This window comes from Streptomyces sp. NBC_01142 (assembly GCF_026341125.1).
Taxonomy (GTDB): Bacteria; Actinomycetota; Actinomycetes; order Streptomycetales; family Streptomycetaceae; genus Streptomyces.
Genome location: NZ_JAPEOR010000002.1, coordinates 3,091,554 through 3,112,070, shown reverse-complemented (window position 1 = coordinate 3,112,070; position 20,517 = coordinate 3,091,554). Strand labels below are relative to the sequence as shown.

Below are 20,517 nucleotides of genomic sequence, written 5' to 3'. Positions count from 1 at the left end.
CAGCCTGCTCCGGGAGAGGAGCGCGCTTGCAGCCGCTCGTAGCGCGGCGGGCAAGGGAAGTGAGGAGGAGCCACCATGGGGCGTCGACTCGTACCGCTCACGCTGGACAACCTTTCGGACCTTCCCAAGCGCTGTCGTGCGTGTGTCTTCTGGGAACTTGATCCGGTCAGCGGAGAGGCCGCGGTAAAGGCGGGAACGCCCGAGCTGGAGAAAGAGGCGTGGATCTCGGCTGTACTGCTCGAGTGGGGCTCCTGCGGCCGGGTTGTCTATGTGGACGAGGTGCCGGTCGGCTTCGTTCTCTACGCGCCTCCGGCGTATGTGCCGCGCTCCACAGCCTTCCCCACGAGCCCTGTCTCAGCGGACGCAGTTCAGTTGATGACTGCCTGGATCATGCCGGGCTATCAGGGGCAAGGGATCGGAAGGGTGATCGTGCAGACCGTCGCCAAGGATCTGCTGCGCAGAGGGTTCCGGGCGATCGAGGCATTTGGCGATGCCCGCTGGAAAGAGCCTGCCTGTGTGCTCCCCGCCGACCATCTGCTGGCTGTGGGCTTCAAGACGGTGCGCCCGCATCCGACGTACCCCCGGTTGAGGCTGGAGCTGCGGAACACGCTGTCCTGGAAGGAAGATGTGGAGCTGGCGCTGGACCGGCTGCTGGGTGCGGTTCAGAAGGAGCCAGTGCTGCGGCCGCTGTGATCACTGCGGCCTCGAACGCGAGAATGGGCTCACCCCCACGGGGGTGAGCCCATTCGTGTTTCACGTGAAACAGGCAGCTACGACTGCTCGCCGATGAAGCCCTCGAGGTCGCGGATGATCGCGGCCTTCGGCTTGGCACCGACGATGGTCTTGGCGACCTCGCCGTTCTGGTAGACGTTCAGCGTCGGGATGGACATGACGCCGTACTTGGCTGCGGTGGCCGGGTTCTCGTCGATGTTGAGCTTCACGATCTGGATCTTGTCGCCGTGCTCGGCCGCGATGGCCTCGAGGGACGGCGCGATCTGGCGGCACGGACCGCACCAGGCGGCCCAGAAGTCCACCAGTACGGGCTTGTCGCTCTTGAGGACGTCTTCCTCGAAGGAGTCGTCGGTCACGTTCTTCAGGTCGCCGGCCACGGCGGCCTCCTTACTTCTTTGCGGGTGAGGGAATGTGGTGCAAGGGAGTCAGGCCGCGGGAGTCTTCTCCGGCTCGGCGGTCTTCTCGCTGTCGGCGAGCGCGGAGAGGTAACGCTCGGCATCGAGCGCGGCCGAGCAGCCGGTTCCGGCAGCGGTGATGGCCTGGCGGTAGGTGTGGTCGACGACGTCACCCGCGCCGAAGACACCGGCCAGGTTGGTGCGAGTCGAGGGCGCCTCGACCTTCAGGTAGCCCTCGTCGTCCAGGTCCAGCGCGCCCTTGAAGAGCTCGGTGCGCGGGTCGTGGCCCACGGCGATGAACAGGCCCGTCACCGCAAGTGCGGAGGTCTCGCCGGTCTTGGTGTTGCGCAGTGTCAGACCCGAGAGCTTCTGTTCGCCGTGGATCTCGGCGACCTCGCTGTCCCAGGCGAAGGAGATCTTCGGGTCGGCGAAGGCGCGTTCCTGCATGGCCTTGGAGGCACGCAGGGTGTCGCGGCGGTGGACGACGGTGACGGACTTGGCAAAGCGGGAGAGGAAGGTGGCTTCCTCCATCGCGGTGTCACCGCCGCCGATCACGGCGATGTCCTGGTCCTTGAAGAAAAAGCCGTCGCACGTCGCGCACCAGGAGACACCGCGGCCGGAGAGCGCGTCCTCGTTCGGCAGACCGAGCTTGCGGTGCTGCGAGCCGGTGGTGACGATCACGGCCTTGGCACGGTGGACGGTGCCCGCCGTGTCGGTGACGGTCTTGATCTCGCCGCTCAGATCGACGGCCACTACATCGTCCGGGACGAGTTCGGCGCCGAAACGCTCGGCCTGGGCGCGCATGTTGTCCATCAGGTCCGGACCCATGATGCCGTCGCGGAAGCCGGGGAAGTTCTCCACCTCGGTCGTGTTCATCAGCGCACCGCCAGCGGTGACGGCTCCCTCGAACACGAGCGGCTGCAACGATGCGCGCGCTGTGTACAGCGCGGCCGTGTAGCCCGCCGGCCCGGAGCCGATGATGATCACGTTACGGACGTCGCTCACGGGTTACTTCCTCGTCTCTGCAGACTGCCTACTGCCTACTGGGGCCGGGTCAACGACTCTCACCCCACCCAACGGATCCTACGGGGCTCGCATTCCCGGGATGTCGGAGCGGCACCGAGAGGAGTGTCAGCGGCGAGGATAGGCGTTCGTCAGCAGGAGCTTTCCCGTGGGCGTGGGAGCCGTGTCGACACAGGCCGCGTCGATCACATAGGCCTCCACCTTGCTGCTGTCGGTGGAGTGCGGGAGCACGACGAGATAGGCATGGGTGCCCTCGTACTTGCCTCGCTCGAAGGCCAGCGGGGGCTCGGCCCGGCCGGTGCCCTTCTGGATGCAGGAGGGCACAGCCGTGTCCGGCGTGCTCTTGGGCGAGAAAGGGCTCACGTGGCGGTCGACGGACGGCCCCTTCTCGACCTTGGGATTCGCCTTTTCAGGACTCGGGGCAAGCAGAGCCTGCACGCGGCCCTGGAGGCCTGGCGCGGAGAAGTCCCGCTGATCGCCTGCTGCCGAGCTGACACCGGCGTCCTTCTTCGCAGCGTCCTCAGTGGTCTGAACCGACTGGAGGAGCAGCACGCTCACACCGATGGCGACCGCGCCGAAGGCTGCGCCGAGGACAGCTGTGCGGCGGCGTCGTGACGGGCGGCTGCGGCCGGGCCCGGTGGCAGCACGGGCGCGTCCCGCCGGCCGGTCGGCCGGTGCGGTACCCGGCTGCTGAGGGGCGGGTCCTGTTTCACGTGAAACATGGGCGACCTCCTCGGGAGCGGTGGCGTCCAGAAGTGCCTCAGCGGCCAGAGCGGCATCGATACGGCCGGCAATGTCGGCGGGCATCCGATGCGGGCCGGGCAGGGTGCCGAGCAGCCCGCGGATCTCCTCGAGGGACGCACGTACATCCGCGCACAGAGGGCAGTCGTCCAGGTGCCGCCGCACATCGGCCGTGCGGGACGGCGGGAGAAGATCCTCGGTGAGGTCGGAGATCTCCGAGACGTCCGGGTGCTGAGTCGTGTCGGTCGTGGATGTCACGCGCGCCCACCTCCGCCCTTCACAGCTGCAGGGTCATTCGGCCCTGCGTCCCTTGGTCCCGACGCCGGTGGGACGGATGTCCCCGGCGTCCGGTTCCTTCCCACGCTGAGGTCGCTGTTATCCCCGCCGCCACCACGTAGATGAGTGAGCATGGGCAGCAGCCGTGCTCTCCCCCGGGCACACCGGCTCTTGACGGTGCCCGTCGGTACGTCGAGGACGCGCGCGGCCTCTGCCACGGGATAGCCCTGCATGTCGACCAGCACCAGCGCGGCCCGCTGATCGACGGGCAGCTTGGCCAGCGCGGCCAGCAGCTCACGGTGGAGATCCTGCCGCTCGGCCGGGGCCTCGGCGGACTCATGGGGTTCGAGGAGCTGCTCGAGGCGCTCGGTGTCGTCGACGGGCGAGGTCCTGCGCGAAGCCGCCTTGCGGGCCCGGTCGAGACAGGCATTCACCGTGATGCGATGGAGCCACGTGGTGACGGCGGACTGACCGCGGAAGGTGTGGGCAGCCCGGAAGGCGGAGACCAGGGCGTCCTGGACCGCGTCCGCGGCCTCCTCGCGGTCGCCCAGGGTGCGCAGGGCGACGGCCCAGAGCCTGTCGCGGTGGCGCCGTACGAGCTCACCGAAGGCATCCGGGTTCCCCGCGACATGGAGGGCCAGCAGGTCCTGGTCGCTTGTGTCGCCGAATGTCGCGTCGTCCAACGGTGAGCCCCCTCCCCTGGTGCCATCAGGTGGTGATCTTGATCTCCGAGACCTTGCCGCGGAAGTTGCCCTCGGTGCTCTGCGGCAGATTGGTCAGCCAGACCAGAACGTACCGTGCCTGCACCGGCTTGCCGGGCTTGAGGGACACATTCGAACCGGATCCGCCGGCGACCTTGGCGAAGCCGTCGAGGGTGGTCGGTTCGGACGCTGCATTCTCCGGCGCTGTGCGCAGCTCTACGGATGTCTCTCCGCCGAGGAAGGACACATCCACGGTGCCGACCTGCTGGACCTTGCCCAGATCGAGAACGATGCCGACGCCTGGCTTGAGACGCCCGAAGTCCCCGCTGCGCAGGTAGCCGTCGGTGTTCCAGTACGTCGCCGGGTCGCCGTCGTAGCTGTTCTTTATCTCAGCGGGCTTCTCGGAGTGATCCCCGAGCGGGTCGAAGTCGCGGGCGCCGGTGATGGCGACCGGCTTGCCGGACGCGGGCTCGGGGTTCTTCTCGCCGTTGTTCGTCTGTGTGGCAGGCGGATCCACCGGGTCCTTGTCGTGGTCGATCAGCTTGTCCGCGATCTGCCAGCTGCCGAGTCCCAGTGCGGCAATCAGCAGCGCGGCCACGGCCCACTTGAGGGCCTTTCCGGTGCGGCTCTGCAGCGGCGCCGGCGGGTTGGGCACCGGCTGGGTGGCAGCCGTGCCCTGGCGGGGCGCAGGACGGCCGTACGTGCCCTGCTGGTAGGTGGTGCGCTGGTACTCGGGCGGGGAGGTGAACGCCGGCTCCGGCGGGCGGATGCGTGGCATCGCCGCGACGGCCTTCGCCAGCTCGTCGGGCGTGGTGCAGGGCGGTTCCTGGCGGGAGGCCGTGGCGCCGTCGTTGACCAGCGCACGCATGGCGAGCTCGGAGAGCCCGCGGTGGACACCGGCCCGTACTTGATCTGGGGCGATCAGCCCCACGCCCTTGGGCAGCCCGGAGAGACCATATGCGTCGCTCTCGTACGGCCACCGATGCGTCAGCGCGGCGTAGAGCAGCGCGCCGATCGCCTCGGTGTCGGTGCGCTGCGGTCCGTCGGAGGTGATTCCGCGCAGGGCGGCGTTCACCGCGAGACCGCGGATCCGGTACTGGCCGGCCGAGCTCCGCAGTACCGCGCCCGGCGTGAGCCTGAGGTGGGCGAGGCCCTCACGGTGTGCCGCTGCCATGGCCTGGGAGATCTGGTCGACGAGCTGGTAGGCGTCGTGAGGCTCCATCGGCCCGGCGGCGAGCAGAGCGGTGAGTTCGGTCGCGTCCGGAAGCCATTCATGGACGACGTAGACGAGATCGTTCTCCTCGACGGCGTCCAGGACCTGTACGAAACGAGGGTCGCCGAGAAGCGCCGAGGAGCGGGCCGCCGCCAGTACGGAGCGGGCCCGTGGGTGGTCGGCGGGAAGCAGATGGACACCGACGGCACGACGCAGTTTCTCGTCGACCGCACGCCAGCTGCTGAAACCGTCCAGACGGGTGACGCACTCCTCGAGCCGGTAGCGTCTGGCGAGCTTGTGGCCACTGTGCAGTTCGGGGGTCGCGATGGCGGGTTCGGTGCCCTGCCGCTCGCTGCCCGTGTCCGGGGCGGTCTGCTCCGCCGAGTCCTGGGATTCCGCCGCCCCGTCGGTCGTGGCCTTGCCCGCCTGCGCGGTCAGCGGGTCATCTCCGCTGTTGTCGGCCACGTCGACGGCAGCCGTGCTACGTTCCGCCACCGTCGTTCCTGCCTCCCCATCCGTTGCGCGTTGTCCAACAGCCATGCCAATTGTGCTCACAGTCTGACGCTATGCACGACACACGACGTCCGACGATGGTTGTGCGGAAATGAGCGTCCCCTACCGTCCGAGGCGCCCGCGCACCATGCCGACCATGGAGTTGAGCTCCTCGATCCGCATTCGCTTCGCGGCGACGAAGAAGACGCCGAGCAGCATGATCCCACCGGCGACCAGCGCCGCGAGCGAGCCGGTGGCGCCGCTGCCGAGCACCTTGAGGACGCCGAAGGCGGCGGCACCGCCGGCGAGGGCCGCCGGAACGGAGGCCATGGAGAGCCGGGCGTACGTACGCATGACGTGGGCACCGTCCAGATCACCGCCCAGCCGGTTCTTCAGCCGTCGCCAGGCGATGCCCACGCCGACGGCGTAGGCGAGGCCGTATGAGGCGCCCATGCCCACCACAGCCCACTGGGCGGGCAGCAACACGTAGCAGAGCGTGGAGGCGACGGCGTTGACCGCGGCGACGATGACGGTGTTGTAGAAGGGCGTCCGGGTGTCCTCGTAGGCGTAGAAGCCGCGCAGCACGACGTACTGCACGGAGTACGGGATGAGGCCGAGGCCGAACGCCATCAGGATGAAGCCCATGCCGCGCGCGGACTCGAGGCCGCTGGAGGCGAAGAGCAGCGTGGACATGGGGACGCCGAGCGCGAGGAACGCGAAGGAGACCGGGACGATCGCGACCGCGGAGTTGCGCAGGCCCTGGGAGATGTCGTCGCGTACTGCGCCAGGGTCGTTGTCGTGGGCGGCTCGGGAGATACGGGGCAGCAGGGCGGCCATGACCGAGACGGTGATGATGGCCTGCGGCATGCCCCAGATCAGCTGTGCGTTGGTGTAGGCGATGAAGCCGGCGCCCTGCTTGCCGGAGGCTTCACCGGCAGCGGTGGCGAGCTGGGTGACTACCAGAACGCCCGCTTGGTTGGCGAGGACGAAGAACACCGTCCACTTGGCCAGCTTGACGGTCTTGCCAAGCCCATGGCCCTTCCAGTCGAAGCGGGGACGGAAGCGGAAACCGGCTTCGCGCAGGTAGGGGATCATCGCCAGCGCCTGGACCACGAGCCCCAGCAGGGTGCCGACACCCAGGAGCCGGATGCCCTCCTGCGGGATCGTCTGGACACCCATGTTGGATTCGGCGGACGTGCCGTAGACCCAGATGAACAGGCCGAACGTGAAGATCATGACGATGTTGTTGAGGACCGGGGTCCACATCATCGCGCCGAACCTGCCGCGAGCGTTCAGAATCTGCCCCATGACCACGTGCACACCCATGAAGAAGATCGTGGGCAGGCAGTAGCGGGCGAAGGCGACGGCGGCGCTGTTTGCCGCCTGATTGCTGGCGATGGTCTCCGACATCAGTTGGATCAGCAGCGGAGCCGCGAACATCGCGACGGCGACGATGAGGCCGAGCGCCACCATGACCAGTGTCAGCAGGCGGTTGGCGTAGGCCTCGCCACCGTCCTCGTCGTTCTTCATCGCCCGCACCAGCTGCGGGACGAAGACCGAGTTGAGGCCGCCTCCGACGGTGAGGATGTAGATCATCGTGGGCAGCGTGTACGCGATGGTGAAGGTGTCACCGAGGAGCGCGGCACCCAGGGCGGCCGTGATCACCAGGCTGCGTACAAAACCGGTGAGACGGGAGACCAACGTGCCGGCTGCCATCACCGCGCTGGACTTCAGCAGGCTGGAACCCTTGCCGCCCGATTTCTTGGGGGCGGGTGCCGCCGGAACCGGCTCAGGGGCGGGCGCGGGCGGACCGGCCGCCTGCTGGTCCCGGAAGAGGTGTGCGAACGCGTCCGGCTCCGGCTCGTCCTCTCCGGCCAGGGTGACCAGGTCGTCCACGCCCGTGAACTGGGTGGTCCTGGCGTCGTCGCCGTAGGGGAGATGACGGGACGGGCCATCGGGCTCCGGCGGTGGCGTCTGTGCCCACACGCGGGGGTCCGGGGCGTACTGCGAAGTCGGCGGCTGCTGGTAGAGCGGCTGAGGCTCCTGGTAGGTGCCCGGGGGCGGCGGCGGGTGCGAGGCACGGTCGTAGAGCGCCTCGGTCACCGGGTCCTGGGCCGCCAGATCCTGTGCCCGGTAAGGATCGCGGGTGTAGGCATCCTGGACATAGGGGTCCTGGGCGTACGGATCGGGGGCGGGCTGGGGCAGCGGAGGACCCTGGCCTTCAGGGTCTGCGCCCGCGCCCTGACCGCGGTCACCGTCATACGGCGCGTTCATTGCTACCCCACCTCATCGTCCCCGGCCGGCCGGCCACGGCATCGCTCAACGGTCCACTTTCTCACCAGTGCCCGACGGGTCGCCGCTTTCCGCTCCGGTGTCCGGCGCCGGGTCACTCGCCTGCCCGGGATCGGGGCTGTCGATGTCACCCTTCGTGTCCTGTGTGCCCTCCGCGGCCGCCTCGCGGGCAGCTGCGCGCTTGCGTCGGCTGTACATCCTGACGCCCGCGAGGACAAGCAGCAGGACACCGCCCGCGATGACGAGCATCACGGTCGGGGTGAGCTCGGAGACCTTCACCGTGAACTTCATGGGCTCGCCGTACGGCTTGCCGTCCTCGGTGTAGAGCTGGGCCGTCATCGGTACCGGACCGTTTGCGTTCGCCTCAGCGGTGAACTTCACCGATTGGCTGTGTCCGCCCTCGACCGTGATCGGCTGCTCGGCAATGCCCTTGTCGTGGTCGAAATTCAGGCGGGTGGGGTGGTCCGACCTCAGCCGCAGCACCAAATGGTCGATGCCCTGGACCAGCTGGTTCTGCACTGTGACCGGGATCGTAGCGCTGCGCCCCGACAAGGTCACGTCCGACTTCTCGATCAGCTGCACCTCTTCGGTGAGGCTCTGCAGATAGTCCTGCACGCTCGTCCGGTACTGCTGGGCCGCCACCGGGCTACCGCGCCAGGACGTGGACATCTCCCGGTCGATCGCCCTGCCGAAGGGGGTCACCACCCGGTGCTGCGCGGTGAGGATGACCTTGAAGTTGTCGAGTCTGTTCTGTGTGGTCCTGATGTCCTGGAACGCCTGGACCGGCAGCTCCTGCTTGCGCAGCTTGCCAGGGTACTGGGAGGCGCCGGGCACCTTGGTTGTGACATTGGCATCAGGCTTGGCGGCTGCCGCGGCGACCAGGTCGAGCGGCTGCGTCCAGCGCTGGTCGTCGAGGGCGTGCAGCGCGCGTGCCATGGACTGAGCCTGTGCGGCGGTCGGCATCCGCTGCGGGGCCACGACGATGCTCCGCTGCTTCTTCGGGTCCTGCTGGGTCAGCGCCAGCGACTGTGCGAGGAATTTCTGGACGGCGAGAGTGGAGCTGCCTGCCTGGAGCATGTCGCCCTGGAACGCGGTGGACAGCCGGGCGTCGGCCACCACTGCGGTGGTGCCGCCACCGATGGGCCGCGCAGCACTCGGCGTGTAGCCCAGGTTGTCCTGGAGGCTGTCGCTGCGGGCGATCACCTTGTGGGCGCCGGCCGATGTGGCGACATCGACGATCGAGGAGTCGACCGCACCGTCCACCGGCCAGGCGAAATCGATGGACGGCTTCACATGGAGGATCGTCTCCACCGTCGTATCGGCCACTTCGGTGGCCGGCTGCAGATGGCTGAGGGACCCGGAGACGTCCTTGCCGCGGTGCGCCAGGGACGCCAGATCGGGGTCGCCGAACGGCAGCGCAACCACCTTGCGCTCCTGCACCGCAGCCTCGACGGCACTCAGCCACCGTTCGGCGACGGCCTGGTTCTTGCCCGCGACGGTGGTGTTCCCGCTCTTGACCCGGTAATTCCGGGTCATCGCGTCGACTGTGGCCAGGAGATCCGGATCGATGACCCAGGTGACGGGCAGCTCGCTGCCGAGGGAGACGAGCTGCCCGAGCCGTCCGCCCGGAGCGAGCTCCGCAGCCAGCGTCTCGTCCTTGAAGACGGGCGTCTGCTGTTCGTCCGAGCTGGTTTCCGAAGTGAGGCGGGTCGATGAGATCAGTGGCCAGAGATAGGTGAACCGGGTCTTCTTCTCCGTGGCCTCGGGCTGCCAGGGAAGGAAGGTCCGCTGGATCCCCAGGACCTGGTCGACCGAGTTGTCCGGGGTCTGTCCCGACAGGGAGACACCGAGCTGGTAGACACCGGCGCCGTCGAGCTTGAGCTCGCTGACCGGGATCGAGAGTGAGAAGTCCCGGCTGATGCCGGAGGCGAGCTGCGGGATCTTGGTCGTGTACTTGCCGCCTATCGGCGCGGGATCCACTCCCGGCTCATGGCCGGTCCGCTCAGCGGCGCTGTCGAGGGCGGTCCTGCCGGACAGCCTCGGCCCCACCCCCACGTCGACACGGGCGTCGGAGACCGTCTGCTTTCCGCGGTTGATCACCGTGCCGGAGACGGTGAGCGTGTCATCCTCGCGCGGCGTGGACGGCGTCAGAGTGTCGAGAGACACATCGACAGTGCGGGAGCCTGTGGCGTCCTCGGAGGCGTACGCGGATGGAGCGGCGGGACCGCACAGCAGTCCGGCCACGAGCGGGACGCCGGCGGTCAGGGCGGCTGTGCGACGCAGCCACCGGCGGGCAGGAGAAGTACTCATCCCCTGGAAGTCTGCCGCCTCGGCCACGCGCTCGCCCGTCCCTCGTCGTCTGCTGCCGGTGATGGTTCTCGGTTCTTGCGTCCACGAATGGTAACGAGGTGCGCTGTGTCGAAGTGCCGCGGAGTGCCGCGGAGGGCACTACATGATCGGGAGGGACGTGCGGGCAGCCATAAACAGGGGCGCCCCGGTCGGCCCGGGCACGTACCCTTTTCTGTTGTGCCGAACGCCAATGAAGACAACCCCACTGCACTGAGCCAGGTGCAACGCCGCGCGGTGAGTGAACTGCTGCGAGTGTCCCCTGTCGCCGACGACCTTGCGCGCCGCTTCCAGGAGGCCGGGTTCTGCCTCGCCCTGGTCGGCGGCTCGGTCCGGGATGCGCTGCTCGGCCGACTCGGCAACGACCTCGACTTCACGACGGATGCCCGTCCCGAGGACGTGCTGAAGATCGTCCGTCCGTGGGCGGACTCGGTGTGGGACGTGGGGATCGCCTTTGGCACGGTCGGGTCCCAGAAGGACGGCTACCAGATCGAGGTCACGACGTATCGCTCGGAGGCGTACGACAGGACCTCGCGGAAGCCCGAGGTGTCCTACGGCGACTCGATCGAGGAAGACCTCGTACGGCGTGATTTCACGGTGAACGCGATGGCCGTGGCGCTGCCGGAGAAGGAGTTCGTGGATCCGTACGGCGGTCTGGAGGACCTCGCCGAGCGAGTCCTGCGGACACCCGGCACGCCCCAGGAATCCTTCTCCGACGACCCGCTGCGCATGATGCGGGCCGCCCGCTTCGCCGCGCAACTGGACTTCGAGGTGGCACCCGAGGTCGTTGCCGCGATGAAGGAGATGGCGGATCGCATTGAGATCGTCTCCGCCGAACGGGTGCGCGAAGAGCTGAACAAGCTGATCCTTTCCGCGAACCCGCGGAAGGGACTGGCGCTGCTCGTCGACACCGGTCTCGCGGCCCATGTGCTGCCCGAACTGCCGGCGCTGCGTCTGGAGAGTGACGAGCACCACCGGCACAAGGATGTGTACGAGCACTCCCTGACAGTCCTGGAACAGGCCATCGATCTTGAGGAGAACGGCCCGGACCTGGTGCTGCGGCTGGCCGCGCTGCTCCATGACATCGGAAAGCCGAGGACGCGGCGTTTCGAGAAGGACGGCCGGGTCTCGTTCCACCATCACGAGGTGGTGGGCGCGAAAATGACCAAGAAGCGGATGGCCGCACTCAAGTACTCCAACGACATGGTCAAGGACGTCTCGCGACTGGTGGAGCTGCATCTGCGTTTCCACGGGTACGGGACCGGGGAGTGGACCGACTCGGCGGTGCGGCGGTACGTACGCGATGCCGGGCCGCTGTTGAGCAGGTTGCACAAGCTGACCCGCTCGGACTGCACCACGCGCAACAAGCGCAAGGCGAGCACGCTCTCCGCGGCCTATGACGGGCTCGAGGATCGCATTGCACAGCTTCAGGAGCAGGAGGAGCTGGATGCCATCAGGCCCGACCTGGACGGCAACCAGATCCAGGAGGTCCTGGGTGTGGGTCCCGGTCCGGTGATCGGCAAGGCGTATGCGTTCCTGCTGGAGCTGCGCCTGGAGAACGGGCCGATGGAGCACGATGCGGCGGTCGCGGCGCTCAAGGAATGGTGGGCGGCGCAGGGCTCGGCGTGAAACGGTGCCATGTTTCACGTGAAACATGGCGACGGTCGATACGCGAAGGGGCGGTGTTTCACGTGAAACGCCGCCCCTTCGCGTACGCGGCTACTTCTTGATGGGATCCAGGCAGAGCACGAGCTTCGTACCCGAGCTGCGCCTCCCGCCGCTTGTCTGCTTGACGTAGCCGGCATCGGACTTGCCCTGGCAGACCGTGGTATCCGTCGTGCCGTTGTGCACTTCGACGACCTTGAACACAGCCTTCGAGTCGGTGCAGTCCACGATCTCGAGGTCGTCTGAGGTCACCGAGGAGCTGCCGTTCTTCAGGCAGTCGCCAGCCTCGGCCTGGTCGGCATCGTCTCGGCCCAGGAACCAGAAGACGCCGAAGGAGATCACGGCCAGGACGGCAACGACGATCTTGAAGATGGTCTTGAAGCCGAGGCCGCCACCACGGGGCCTGGGGGCCGGCGGAGGCGGCGGGGCGCCCCATTGCTGCTGCGGCTGCCCGGGGTGCTGCTGTTGCGGCTGCCCGTAACCCGGTTGAGGCTGCTGCGGGTAGGGCTGTTGCTGCTGCGGATAGCCGTAGCCGGGCTGCGGCGGGTACTGCTGCTGCGGCTGCTGTGCGTACGGGTCAGGGTGCCCGTACGCACCAGGGCCCTGCTGCGGCGGATAGGTCATGCGGAATTCCCTCGGTAAACGTTTGTGATCGCTTTGACGCGCGCACGCTATGACTCCGCTCCAACACGGCTCCAACGGACAAGGGTTGCGGCAACCACCGCGTAGATGACCGCGACTGCAACGACCAGGTGAACCGACCGGCCGTCAGGAGGCAGCATCAGCGCGGCGACTGCCGCCGCCCCCACGAAAGCGACGTTGAACAGCACGTCGTAGAGAGAGAAGACCCTGCCGCGGTAGGCGTCGTCGACCGACGTCTGCACCACCGTGTCCGTCGAGATCTTCGCCCCCTGGGTGATGAGAGCCAGGACGAACGCGGCGACGAGCATCGGCACAGGGGCGAACGGCAACCCCAGAGCCGGTTCGAGAACGGCTGCCGATCCCGCGCACGCCACCATCCATCCGTACTGGCCGAGTCGGCCGACCGCCCACGGGGTCAGCACAGCCGCCGCAAAGAAACCCGCGCCCGAGACGGCGATGGCCAGACCGAGCAGAGCCAGGCCCTCCGACTCGGTCTCGGACCAGGCATACCGGCAGAGCATCAGCACCATCACCGTCAGCGCGCCGTAGCAGAAGCGCATCAGGGTCATCGCGAACAGCACACGGGCCGCCGACCGGCGTTCGGCCAGATGACGGAGACCGCCCACGAGGCCGCGCGCCGTGGAGGCCAATGCGGCAATCAGACCTGGCTGGACCAACCCCTGCTCAGGACCGAGCAGTTCACGCGCCATCCGGAGAGAGGCCAGCGCGGAGCAGAGATAGAGCGCTGCGCCGAGCAGCACCACTGCGGCATCGGACTCCGAGGACACCAGCCGTACCGCGAAGGCGAGTCCGCCGCCAGCGGTTGCGGCGAGTGTGCCGGCCGTCGGCGAGAGGGAGTTCGCCATGACGAGTCGGTCGGTGTCGACCACACGGGGGAGCGCGGCCGAGAGCCCGGCCAGCACAAAGCGGTTGACCGCTGTGACGGACAGGGCCGAGGCGTAGAAGAGCCAGTCGGGCACGGAGGCCAGGATCAGTACCGCGGTGCTGCATGCGAGGAGAGCCCTCAGCAGGTTCCCGTACAGGATGACCTGCCGACGCTGCCAGCGGTCCAGCAGAACGCCGGCGAAGGGACCGATGAAGGAGTACGGCAGCAGCAGCACTGCCATGGCGGACGCGATCGCGGCAGGGGAGGTCTCTTTCTCCGGAGAGAAGACCACATACGTGGCGAGCGCGACCTGATAGACGCCGTCGGCCGACTGGGAAAGCAGCCTGACCGCCAGCAGCCGACGGAAGCCGGTCAGTCGCAGGAGTAGGCGCAGATCACGTGCGACGGGCATGCGATCAAGCGTCACACACGAGGAGGGTCCCCGGGTGGATTACCTGGGGACCCTCCTCGGCTGAAAAGAACGAACGCTTAGCGCTCGACCTCGCCCTTGATGAACTTCTCGACGTTCTCGAGGGCTTCGTCGTCGAAGTACTGCACCGGCGGGGACTTCATGAAGTACGAGGACGCCGAGAGGATCGGGCCGCCGATGCCGCGGTCCTTGGCGATCTTCGCAGCCCGCAGGGCGTCGATGATGACACCCGCGGAGTTCGGGGAGTCCCACACCTCGAGCTTGTACTCAAGGCTCAGCGGGACATCGCCGAAGGCGCGGCCCTCGAGGCGCACGTACGCCCACTTGCGGTCGTCCAGCCAGGCCACGTAGTCCGACGGGCCGATGTGGACGTTGTCGGCGCCCAGGTCACGGTCGCGGATCTGCGAGGTGACGGACTGCGTCTTGGAGATCTTCTTGGACTCCAGACGGTCACGCTCGAGCATGTTCTTGAAGTCCATGTTGCCGCCGACGTTCAGCTGCATGGTGCGCTCGAGGCGGACACCGCGGTCTTCGAAGAGCTTCGCCATCACGCGGTGCGTGATGGTGGCGCCGACCTGCGACTTGATGTCGTCACCGACGATCGGGACGCCCGCCTCGGTGAACTTGTCCGCCCACTCCTTGGTGCCGGCGATGAAGACCGGGAGAGCGTTGACGAAGGCGACCTTGGCGTCGATGGCGCACTGCGCGTAGTACTTCGCAGCGTCCTCCGACCCGACGGGCAGGTAGCAGATCAGGACGTCGACCTGCTTGTCCTTGAGGGTCTGGACGATGTCGACCGGGGCCTCGTCGGACTCCTCGATGGTCTGGCGGTAGTACTTGCCCAGACCGTCGAAGGTGTGGCCGCGCTGGACGGTCACGCCGGAGTTCGGCACGTCGCAGATCTTGATGGTGTTGTTCTCGCTGGCGCCGATGGCATCCGCAAGGTCGAGGCCGACCTTCTTGGCGTCCACGTCGAAAGCGGCCACGAACTCGATGTCAGAGATGTGGTAGTCGCCGAACTGGACGTGCATCAGACCCGGCACCTTGGCGGTGGGGTCGGCGTCCTTGTAGTACTCGACGCCCTGCACCAGCGAGGCGGCGCAGTTGCCCACGCCGACGATGGCTACGCGAACCGAACCCATTCCGGTTGCTCCCTGTGTGATCTCGGTATTCCGGCTGAAACCCTGCGGATCGCAGAGCCTCACTTGGCGGTGTCGTCGGACGGATCCGGCGGGGTGGGGGGTCCGGGGTATGTACCCCCGGACGACTCGGCACCCCTGTGCCGGGGCAGGCCGCCCGTCGCTCCAGATGTGTTGTCCTGCTGAGCTGAGCCCTCGGGGGTGGGCTGTCGCTGATCCCGCCCCGCCCGCTCGCTCTCGATGAGCTCGTTCAGCCAGCGCACTTCGCGCTCCACGGACTCCATGCCGTGTCGCTGCAGCTCAAGCGTGTAGTCGTCAAGGCGCTCGCGTGTACGGACCAGGGAGGCGCGCATCTTCTCCAGACGCTCCTCCAGCCGGCTGCGACGGCCTTCCAGCACCCGCATCCGCACCTCGCGCTCCGTCTGCCCGAAGAAGGCGAAGCGAGCCGCGAAGTGCTCGTCCTCCCAGGTGTCGGGGCCGGTGTGCGAGAGGAGCTCCTCGAAGTGCTCCTTACCTTCTGCCGTCAACCGGTAGACGATCTTGGCGCGCCGCCCTGCGAGTGAAGCGGCGAGGGCATCCTCGGGAGCACTTCCCGGCTCCTCGATCAACCAGCCGTTGGCAACCAGCGTCTTGAGGCAGGGGTAGAGGGTCCCGTAGCTGAAGGCCCGGAAGATTCCCAGCGACGTATTGAGCCGTTTGCGCAGCTCATACCCGTGCATCGGGGCTTCACGGAGCAGACCGAGCACGGCGAATTCGAGGATGCCGGAGCGCCTGCTCATCGTCGCCTCTCTCGCTGTACTGGTCCGCTTATGTCGTGCTGATGTATCGACTCGATACATCAGCACGATAGAACGACGTTCCTGCTGGGACAAGAGGGGTCATGGTGAACGGCGTCACATCGCCAATTCATGGGAAGCAAGTTGCCCGATTTGGGGTGAACTTCAGATCTAGGGGGGTTTTGACCATGCGTAGTCTGTGCGGCATGCAGACCACCGGGAACCAAATGACGCCACAGAGCGTCATCGCCGTGGATGCGCAGCGGATGAGTCCTTCACGGGACTGGTCCGTATCCATTTCGGGGGGACCGGAACTCAACTGCCGCTTCCAGGCGTCTCGCCTGCCCGAGGAGTAGTCGTTCGATGAGCGAGCACCGTCGCAAACCGCCTCAGCAGCCGCAGGGTGGCGGGCGAACCGGGGCCAGGCGCTCCGCCGAGCAGCCCACTGGCCGCCGCGCAGCCCAGCCCCGGGGCACCACTTCACCCTCTCCTTCTGCTTCGTACGGCGAGGAGCGTCCGCGCGGCGGCCGGGCCGAGGCCCGGCGTGCTGCGCAACGCAGTGGCCCTGGCGGTGGTCGCCGGCGCGTGGACGAAGCCGCGGGCGCCGGCCATGGCGGCCGCGGCGGACGTCGCGGTGGCGGCGGTGGCGGGGGTCATGAGGGCCTCGGCCGCGGTCGCGGCGGCCGTCCGTCCAAAAAGCGGTTCATCGACTACCCGCGCCACAACAAGCACGGCTGGCGGCGGTGGGTGCCGTCGTGGAAGCTCGTTACGGGGGCATTCCTGGGTTTCGTCGGCAGTCTGATGGCCGCCGCCACCATCGCGTACGCGATGGTGGAGGTTCCGGACCCGGCCAAGACGGCCAAGGCTCAGAACAATGTCTACTACTGGGCCGACGGCACCCAGATGGTCGCCACCGGCGGTGAGGTCAACCGCCAGATCATCGGGATCGAGCAGATTCCCGACGAGATGCAGAACGCGGTGATCTCGGCCGAGAACAAGACGTTCCGGGATGACTCGGGCATCGACCCGAAGGGCATCACCCGCGCGCTCTTCAACATGGCCAGGGGCCAGCAGACCCAGGGTGGCTCCACCATCACCCAGCAGTATGTGAAGAACGCGCGGCTCGACGACCAGTCCCAGACCCTGGAACGTAAGTTCAAAGAGCTGTTCATCTCCATAAGAGTCGGCACCGACGTGGGCAAGCCGCAGATCATGGCCGGCTACCTGAACACCGCCTACTACGGGCGTGGCGCGTACGGCATCCAGGCCGCGGCCCGCACGTACTACGGCAAGAACGCCACGGACCTGAACGCCAGCGAGTGCGCGTTCCTCGCCGCGCTCCTCAAGGGCGCGACCTACTACGACCCTGCGGGCGCCACGGAAATCGATACGACGGCGACCAAGAAGGACAACACGATCCGTGCCACCAAGCGCTGGCGCTGGATCCTCGACGAGATGGTCAAGGACGGGCACCTCAGCGCCGAGGAGCGGAACAAGTACACCGCCTTCCCGATGCCCGACAAGCTCAAGAAGAACGCGCAGCTGAGCGGTCAGGTCGGCTATCTGGTGGACCTCGCCAAGTCCTACATCCTCAACAACGCCGAAGGCGTCGACGCAAAGAAGCTCGCCCAGGGTGGCTACGCGATCCACACGACCTTCGACAAGAAGAAGGTCAACGAGCTGGAGAAGGCCGTCAAGAAGGTCCGCGAGGCCAACATCAAGCCCAAGAAGCGCCCGGAGACGGACACGCACGTCCAGTTCGGTGGCGCCTCGGTGGAACCGGAGACCGGCAAGATCGTCGCGATCTACGGCGGCGAGGACGCGACACGGCACTTCACGAACAACGCCAACGAGACCGGCGCCCAGGTCGGATCGACCTTCAAACCGTTCGTCCTGGCCGCCGCGATGCGCGACGGGGTGCGCGACCCCCGGCTGGGTCCCGATCAGGGACCGGACGAGCGCAGGATCGTCGACCCGGACAAGAGTCGGTACAGCGGCAAGAACAAGCTCAAGATCAAAAACTGGGACGGTTCCGTCTGGCGCAACGAGAAGGGAGAGGAGTGGCTGCAGCGCAACGACGGCGACGAGTCGTACAAGAACATCGATCTGCGCGAAGCCATGATCCACTCAGCCAACTCGCCGTTCGTTCAGCTGGGCATGGACATCGGAATTCCCCAGGTCCGGGAGGCGGCCATCGACGCCGGTCTGCTCGACGCCCCCAGCCTGTCCACATCGAACGTCCCGTCCTTCTCGATCGGTATCTCCTCCCCCAGTGCCATCCGGATGGCCGGCGCGTACGCGACGTTCGCAGCCGAGGGCAAGCAGCGTGAGCCGTACTCCGTCACCAAGGTCGAGCACGAGGGCAAGAAGATCTTCGAGTACGACGGCAAGCCGAAGACGGCCTTCTCCTCGGCCGTTGCGAACAATGTGACCGATGTACTCAGGGATGTCGTCGACGACCCCGAGGGCACCGGCCGTAACGCCCGCCTTCCCGGCCGGCAGGTCGCCGGCAAGACCGGTACGACCGACGGCAACAAGTCGGCCTGGTTCGTCGGCTACACACCGCAGCTGTCGACCGCCATCGACATGTACCGGCTCGACGACGACGAGAAGAGCGACAAGCCGCGCCAGTTCCTCGAGATGTACGGCACCGGTGGCCAGGACAAGATCCACGGTGCATCGTTCCCCTCGGAGATCTGGCAGGACTACATGGAGCAGGCGCTCAAGGGCGCAGAGCTGCTCACCTTCCCGGAGCCTGAGCCCATCGAGGGCGAAGCCGTCTGGGGCGGCGGCGCCTCCAGCCCGCCCCCGCCGCCGACCGAGGCTCCGTCGGCCACGCCGTCCGAGACGCCGTCGGCCACGCCGTCCGAGACGCCGTCCACCAGCCCCGAACCCAGCGAGTCCTGCAATCCCTGGGAGGACTGGACCTGCGAGCCCGGCGGCTCCAACGGCGGCAATGATCCCGGCGGCACCGACAACGGGGGCGCCAACAACGGGGGTGCCAACAACGGCGGGGCGAACGGCGGCACTACAACCAGCCCGTCAACGTCACCGGGCACCGACGCAGGCGGCGCCGACGGAGGCTTCATCGGAGGCTCCGAGAGCGAGTAGCAGCCACCCCGGCAACGCCACGAGGGCCGCCGCACCCGGTACGCACAGCACCTGTGCACTCCGGAGCGGCGGCCCTCGTCGTGTCCCCACCCCCGTACGGCAGGATGTGCAGCATGCCCAGCGCAGAAGAGACGAGCGTGTACCAGGACCGGCCCGACGTACGGCCCACCAGGCGGGACAAGATCGCCGCGGCCGGCAGCGAGCTGATCGGTGGCCCGGCCGGCCGCTGGGCCCTGCGCGGCAGCAGTGGCCGACTCACCCCCGTACGCGTCGTCGCACTGGTGGCGATCGGGATGTTTGCGCTTGGCATGGTGCAGAAGATGCCCTGCTACAACTGGGCGTGGTTCAGGGGCACCAGCTCTCAGTACACGCACGCCTGCTACTCCGACATTCCGCACCTCTTCCTGGGACGCGGCTTCTCGGAGGGACTCATTCCGTACTTCGACCGGCTGCCCGGCGACATGGAGTACCTCGAGTACCCCGTGCTGACGGGTCTGTTCATGCAGGTCGCGTCCTGGCTCAACCTGGCCGACGGCTCCGTGCAGAACCAGGAGCAGACGTACTGGATGATCAACGCGGGCATGCTGATGATCTGCACCGCGGTCATCGCCGTCTGCGTGGCCCGCACCCACCGCCGCCGCCCCTGGGACGCGCTGCTGCTGGCGCTGGCGCCCGCCTTCGCGCTCACCGCCACCATCAACTGGGACCTGTTGGCCGTGGCGCTCACCGCTGCGGCGATGCTGATGTGGTCACGCGGCCGGACGCTGGCGTTCGGCATCCTCATCGGGCTCGCGACCGCCGCCAAGCTCTATCCCGTGCTGCTCCTCGGGCCGCTGCTCCTGCTGTGCTGGCGGGCGGGGAAATGGCGGGAGTTCACCACGGCGACGCTCGGCGCGGCAGGCGCCTGGCTGGTGGTCAACCTGCCCGTGATGCTGCTCGCACCGGAAGGGTGGAAAAAGTTCTACACCTTCAGCCGGGAGCGCCAGGTCGACTTCGGCTCGTTCTGGCTGATCATCACGCAGCGCACGGGCGAGCCGCTGGAAGTCGAATCGGTGAACACCTACGCGACGCTGCTGATGCTCCTGGCCTGCGCCGGCATCGCGGCCCTGACCTTCACCGCGCCGCGACGGCCGCGCTTCGCGCAGCTTGCCTTCCTGGTCGTCGCCGCGTTCATCCTCACCAACAAGGTCTATTCGCCGCAGTACGTACTGTGGCTGATCCCGCTCGCCGCTCTGGCCAGGCCCCGCTGGCGGGACTTCCTGATCTGGCAGGCCTGCGAGGTCATGTACTTCCTGGGCATCTGGATGTATCTCGCGTACACGACAAGCCCCAAGCACCAGGGACTGCCGACCGAGGGCTACCAGCTGGCCATTGCCCTGCATCTGATCGGAACGCTGTACATGTGCGCGGTGATCGTGCGGGACATCCTGATGCCGGAGCGGGACGGCGTACGGAACGACGGGTCGGACGACCCGTCGGGCGGGGTGCTCGACGGGGCCGGCGACGTGTTCGTCCTGGGGCACCGGGCGACGCATCCCCCACGGCACGTGGCGCAGGCCGTGGAAGGGCCGCGGGTGGAGTGGGGAGCGCAGACCGAGGCGTCCGGGGCGGGGCCCCAGCCGTCGGCCTAGCGCGGGCGGGGCCCGGAGCTGGGGCT

The 20,517-nt window shown here is 67.5% G+C and carries 15 protein-coding genes; 4 read left to right on the top strand and 11 right to left on the bottom strand.

Features of this window, described 5'->3' with window-relative positions:
* Positions 1-75 precede the first annotated feature (75 nt).
* The gene (locus OG883_RS31785) at positions 76-693 is read left to right on the top strand and encodes a GNAT family N-acetyltransferase (protein WP_266548036.1); all 618 of its coding nucleotides are present in this window, start codon (positions 76-78) and stop codon (positions 691-693) included.
* 77 nt (positions 694-770) lie between these two features.
* On the opposite strand, the gene trxA is transcribed toward OG883_RS31785, so the two are convergent.
* From trxA to OG883_RS31750, 7 genes are all read right to left on the bottom strand, one after another.
* Positions 771-1,109, bottom strand: coding sequence for a thioredoxin (gene trxA, locus OG883_RS31780; RefSeq protein WP_266548033.1), 339 nt, complete (start codon positions 1,107-1,109; stop codon positions 771-773).
* A 48-nt stretch (positions 1,110-1,157) separates the two neighbouring features.
* Complete coding sequence (gene trxB / locus OG883_RS31775) at positions 1,158-2,132, bottom strand: thioredoxin-disulfide reductase (protein ID WP_266548031.1); 975 nt, start codon at positions 2,130-2,132, stop codon at positions 1,158-1,160.
* A gap of 126 nt (positions 2,133-2,258) precedes the next feature.
* Positions 2,259-3,149: an anti-sigma factor gene (locus OG883_RS31770; RefSeq protein ID WP_266548029.1), complete on the bottom strand. Its 891-nt coding sequence runs from the start codon at positions 3,147-3,149 to the stop codon at positions 2,259-2,261.
* A complete protein-coding gene (gene sigM / locus OG883_RS31765; RefSeq protein ID WP_266548027.1) occupies positions 3,146-3,850 on the bottom strand; it encodes an RNA polymerase sigma factor SigM in 705 nt (234 codons plus the stop codon). Before sigM ends, OG883_RS31770 begins: the two co-directional genes overlap by 4 nt.
* A 25-nt stretch (positions 3,851-3,875) precedes the next feature.
* Positions 3,876-5,576, bottom strand: a complete 1,701-nt coding sequence (locus OG883_RS31760) for a protein kinase family protein (protein WP_266548025.1) — start codon at positions 5,574-5,576, stop codon at positions 3,876-3,878.
* Positions 5,577-5,696: 120 nt separating this feature from the next.
* Complete coding sequence (gene murJ, locus OG883_RS31755) at positions 5,697-7,847, bottom strand: murein biosynthesis integral membrane protein MurJ (RefSeq protein WP_266548023.1); 2,151 nt, start codon at positions 7,845-7,847, stop codon at positions 5,697-5,699.
* A 45-nt stretch (positions 7,848-7,892) separates the two neighbouring features.
* Positions 7,893-10,202: a DUF6049 family protein gene (locus OG883_RS31750; protein ID WP_266548020.1), complete on the bottom strand. Its 2,310-nt coding sequence runs from the start codon at positions 10,200-10,202 to the stop codon at positions 7,893-7,895.
* A gap of 189 nt (positions 10,203-10,391) precedes the next feature.
* Between OG883_RS31750 and OG883_RS31745 the strand changes: the two genes are divergently transcribed.
* The gene (locus OG883_RS31745) at positions 10,392-11,840 is read left to right on the top strand and encodes a CCA tRNA nucleotidyltransferase (RefSeq protein ID WP_266548018.1); all 1,449 of its coding nucleotides are present in this window, start codon (positions 10,392-10,394) and stop codon (positions 11,838-11,840) included.
* 90 nt (positions 11,841-11,930) lie between these two features.
* On the opposite strand, the gene OG883_RS31740 is transcribed toward OG883_RS31745, so the two are convergent.
* The 4 genes from OG883_RS31740 to OG883_RS31725 all read right to left on the bottom strand — a co-directional run bounded on the left by OG883_RS31740 (position 11,931) and on the right by OG883_RS31725 (position 15,752).
* On the bottom strand, positions 11,931-12,500 hold the full coding sequence (locus tag OG883_RS31740) for a hypothetical protein (protein ID WP_266548016.1): 570 nt from the start codon (positions 12,498-12,500) through the stop codon (positions 11,931-11,933).
* A 47-nt stretch (positions 12,501-12,547) separates the two neighbouring features.
* On the bottom strand, positions 12,548-13,816 hold the full coding sequence (locus OG883_RS31735) for an MFS transporter (RefSeq protein WP_266548013.1): 1,269 nt from the start codon (positions 13,814-13,816) through the stop codon (positions 12,548-12,550).
* A 77-nt stretch (positions 13,817-13,893) separates the two neighbouring features.
* Positions 13,894-14,976 (bottom strand): inositol-3-phosphate synthase, encoded by a 1,083-nt coding sequence (locus OG883_RS31730; RefSeq protein WP_266548010.1) that lies wholly within the window; start codon positions 14,974-14,976, stop codon positions 13,894-13,896.
* A gap of 59 nt (positions 14,977-15,035) precedes the next feature.
* Positions 15,036-15,752 (bottom strand): PadR family transcriptional regulator, encoded by a 717-nt coding sequence (locus tag OG883_RS31725; RefSeq protein ID WP_266548008.1) that lies wholly within the window; start codon positions 15,750-15,752, stop codon positions 15,036-15,038.
* Positions 15,753-16,112: 360 nt separating this feature from the next.
* Between OG883_RS31725 and OG883_RS31720 the strand changes: the two genes are divergently transcribed.
* Both OG883_RS31720 and OG883_RS31715 read left to right on the top strand, forming a co-directional pair.
* Positions 16,113-18,860 (top strand): transglycosylase domain-containing protein, encoded by a 2,748-nt coding sequence (locus OG883_RS31720; RefSeq protein ID WP_266548005.1) that lies wholly within the window; start codon positions 16,113-16,115, stop codon positions 18,858-18,860.
* A 113-nt stretch (positions 18,861-18,973) separates the two neighbouring features.
* Positions 18,974-20,491, top strand: a complete 1,518-nt coding sequence (locus OG883_RS31715; protein WP_266548003.1) for a glycosyltransferase family 87 protein — start codon at positions 18,974-18,976, stop codon at positions 20,489-20,491.
* The last annotated feature ends 26 nt before the right edge of the window (positions 20,492-20,517 follow it).

Coding starts and splice junctions, on each gene's coding strand:
- OG883_RS31720 (WP_266548005.1), top strand. CDS start 16,113: ATGAGCGAGCACCGTCGCAAACCGCCTCAGCAGCCGCAGGGTGGCGGG.
- OG883_RS31725 (WP_266548008.1), bottom strand. CDS start 15,752: ATGAGCAGGCGCTCCGGCATCCTCGAATTCGCCGTGCTCGGTCTGCTC.
- OG883_RS31735 (WP_266548013.1), bottom strand. CDS start 13,816: ATGCCCGTCGCACGTGATCTGCGCCTACTCCTGCGACTGACCGGCTTC.
- OG883_RS31785 (WP_266548036.1), top strand. CDS start 76: ATGGGGCGTCGACTCGTACCGCTCACGCTGGACAACCTTTCGGACCTT.
- OG883_RS31730 (WP_266548010.1), bottom strand. CDS start 14,976: ATGGGTTCGGTTCGCGTAGCCATCGTCGGCGTGGGCAACTGCGCCGCC.
- OG883_RS31715 (WP_266548003.1), top strand. CDS start 18,974: ATGCCCAGCGCAGAAGAGACGAGCGTGTACCAGGACCGGCCCGACGTA.
- OG883_RS31740 (WP_266548016.1), bottom strand. CDS start 12,500: ATGACCTATCCGCCGCAGCAGGGCCCTGGTGCGTACGGGCACCCTGAC.
- murJ (WP_266548023.1), bottom strand. CDS start 7,847: ATGAACGCGCCGTATGACGGTGACCGCGGTCAGGGCGCGGGCGCAGAC.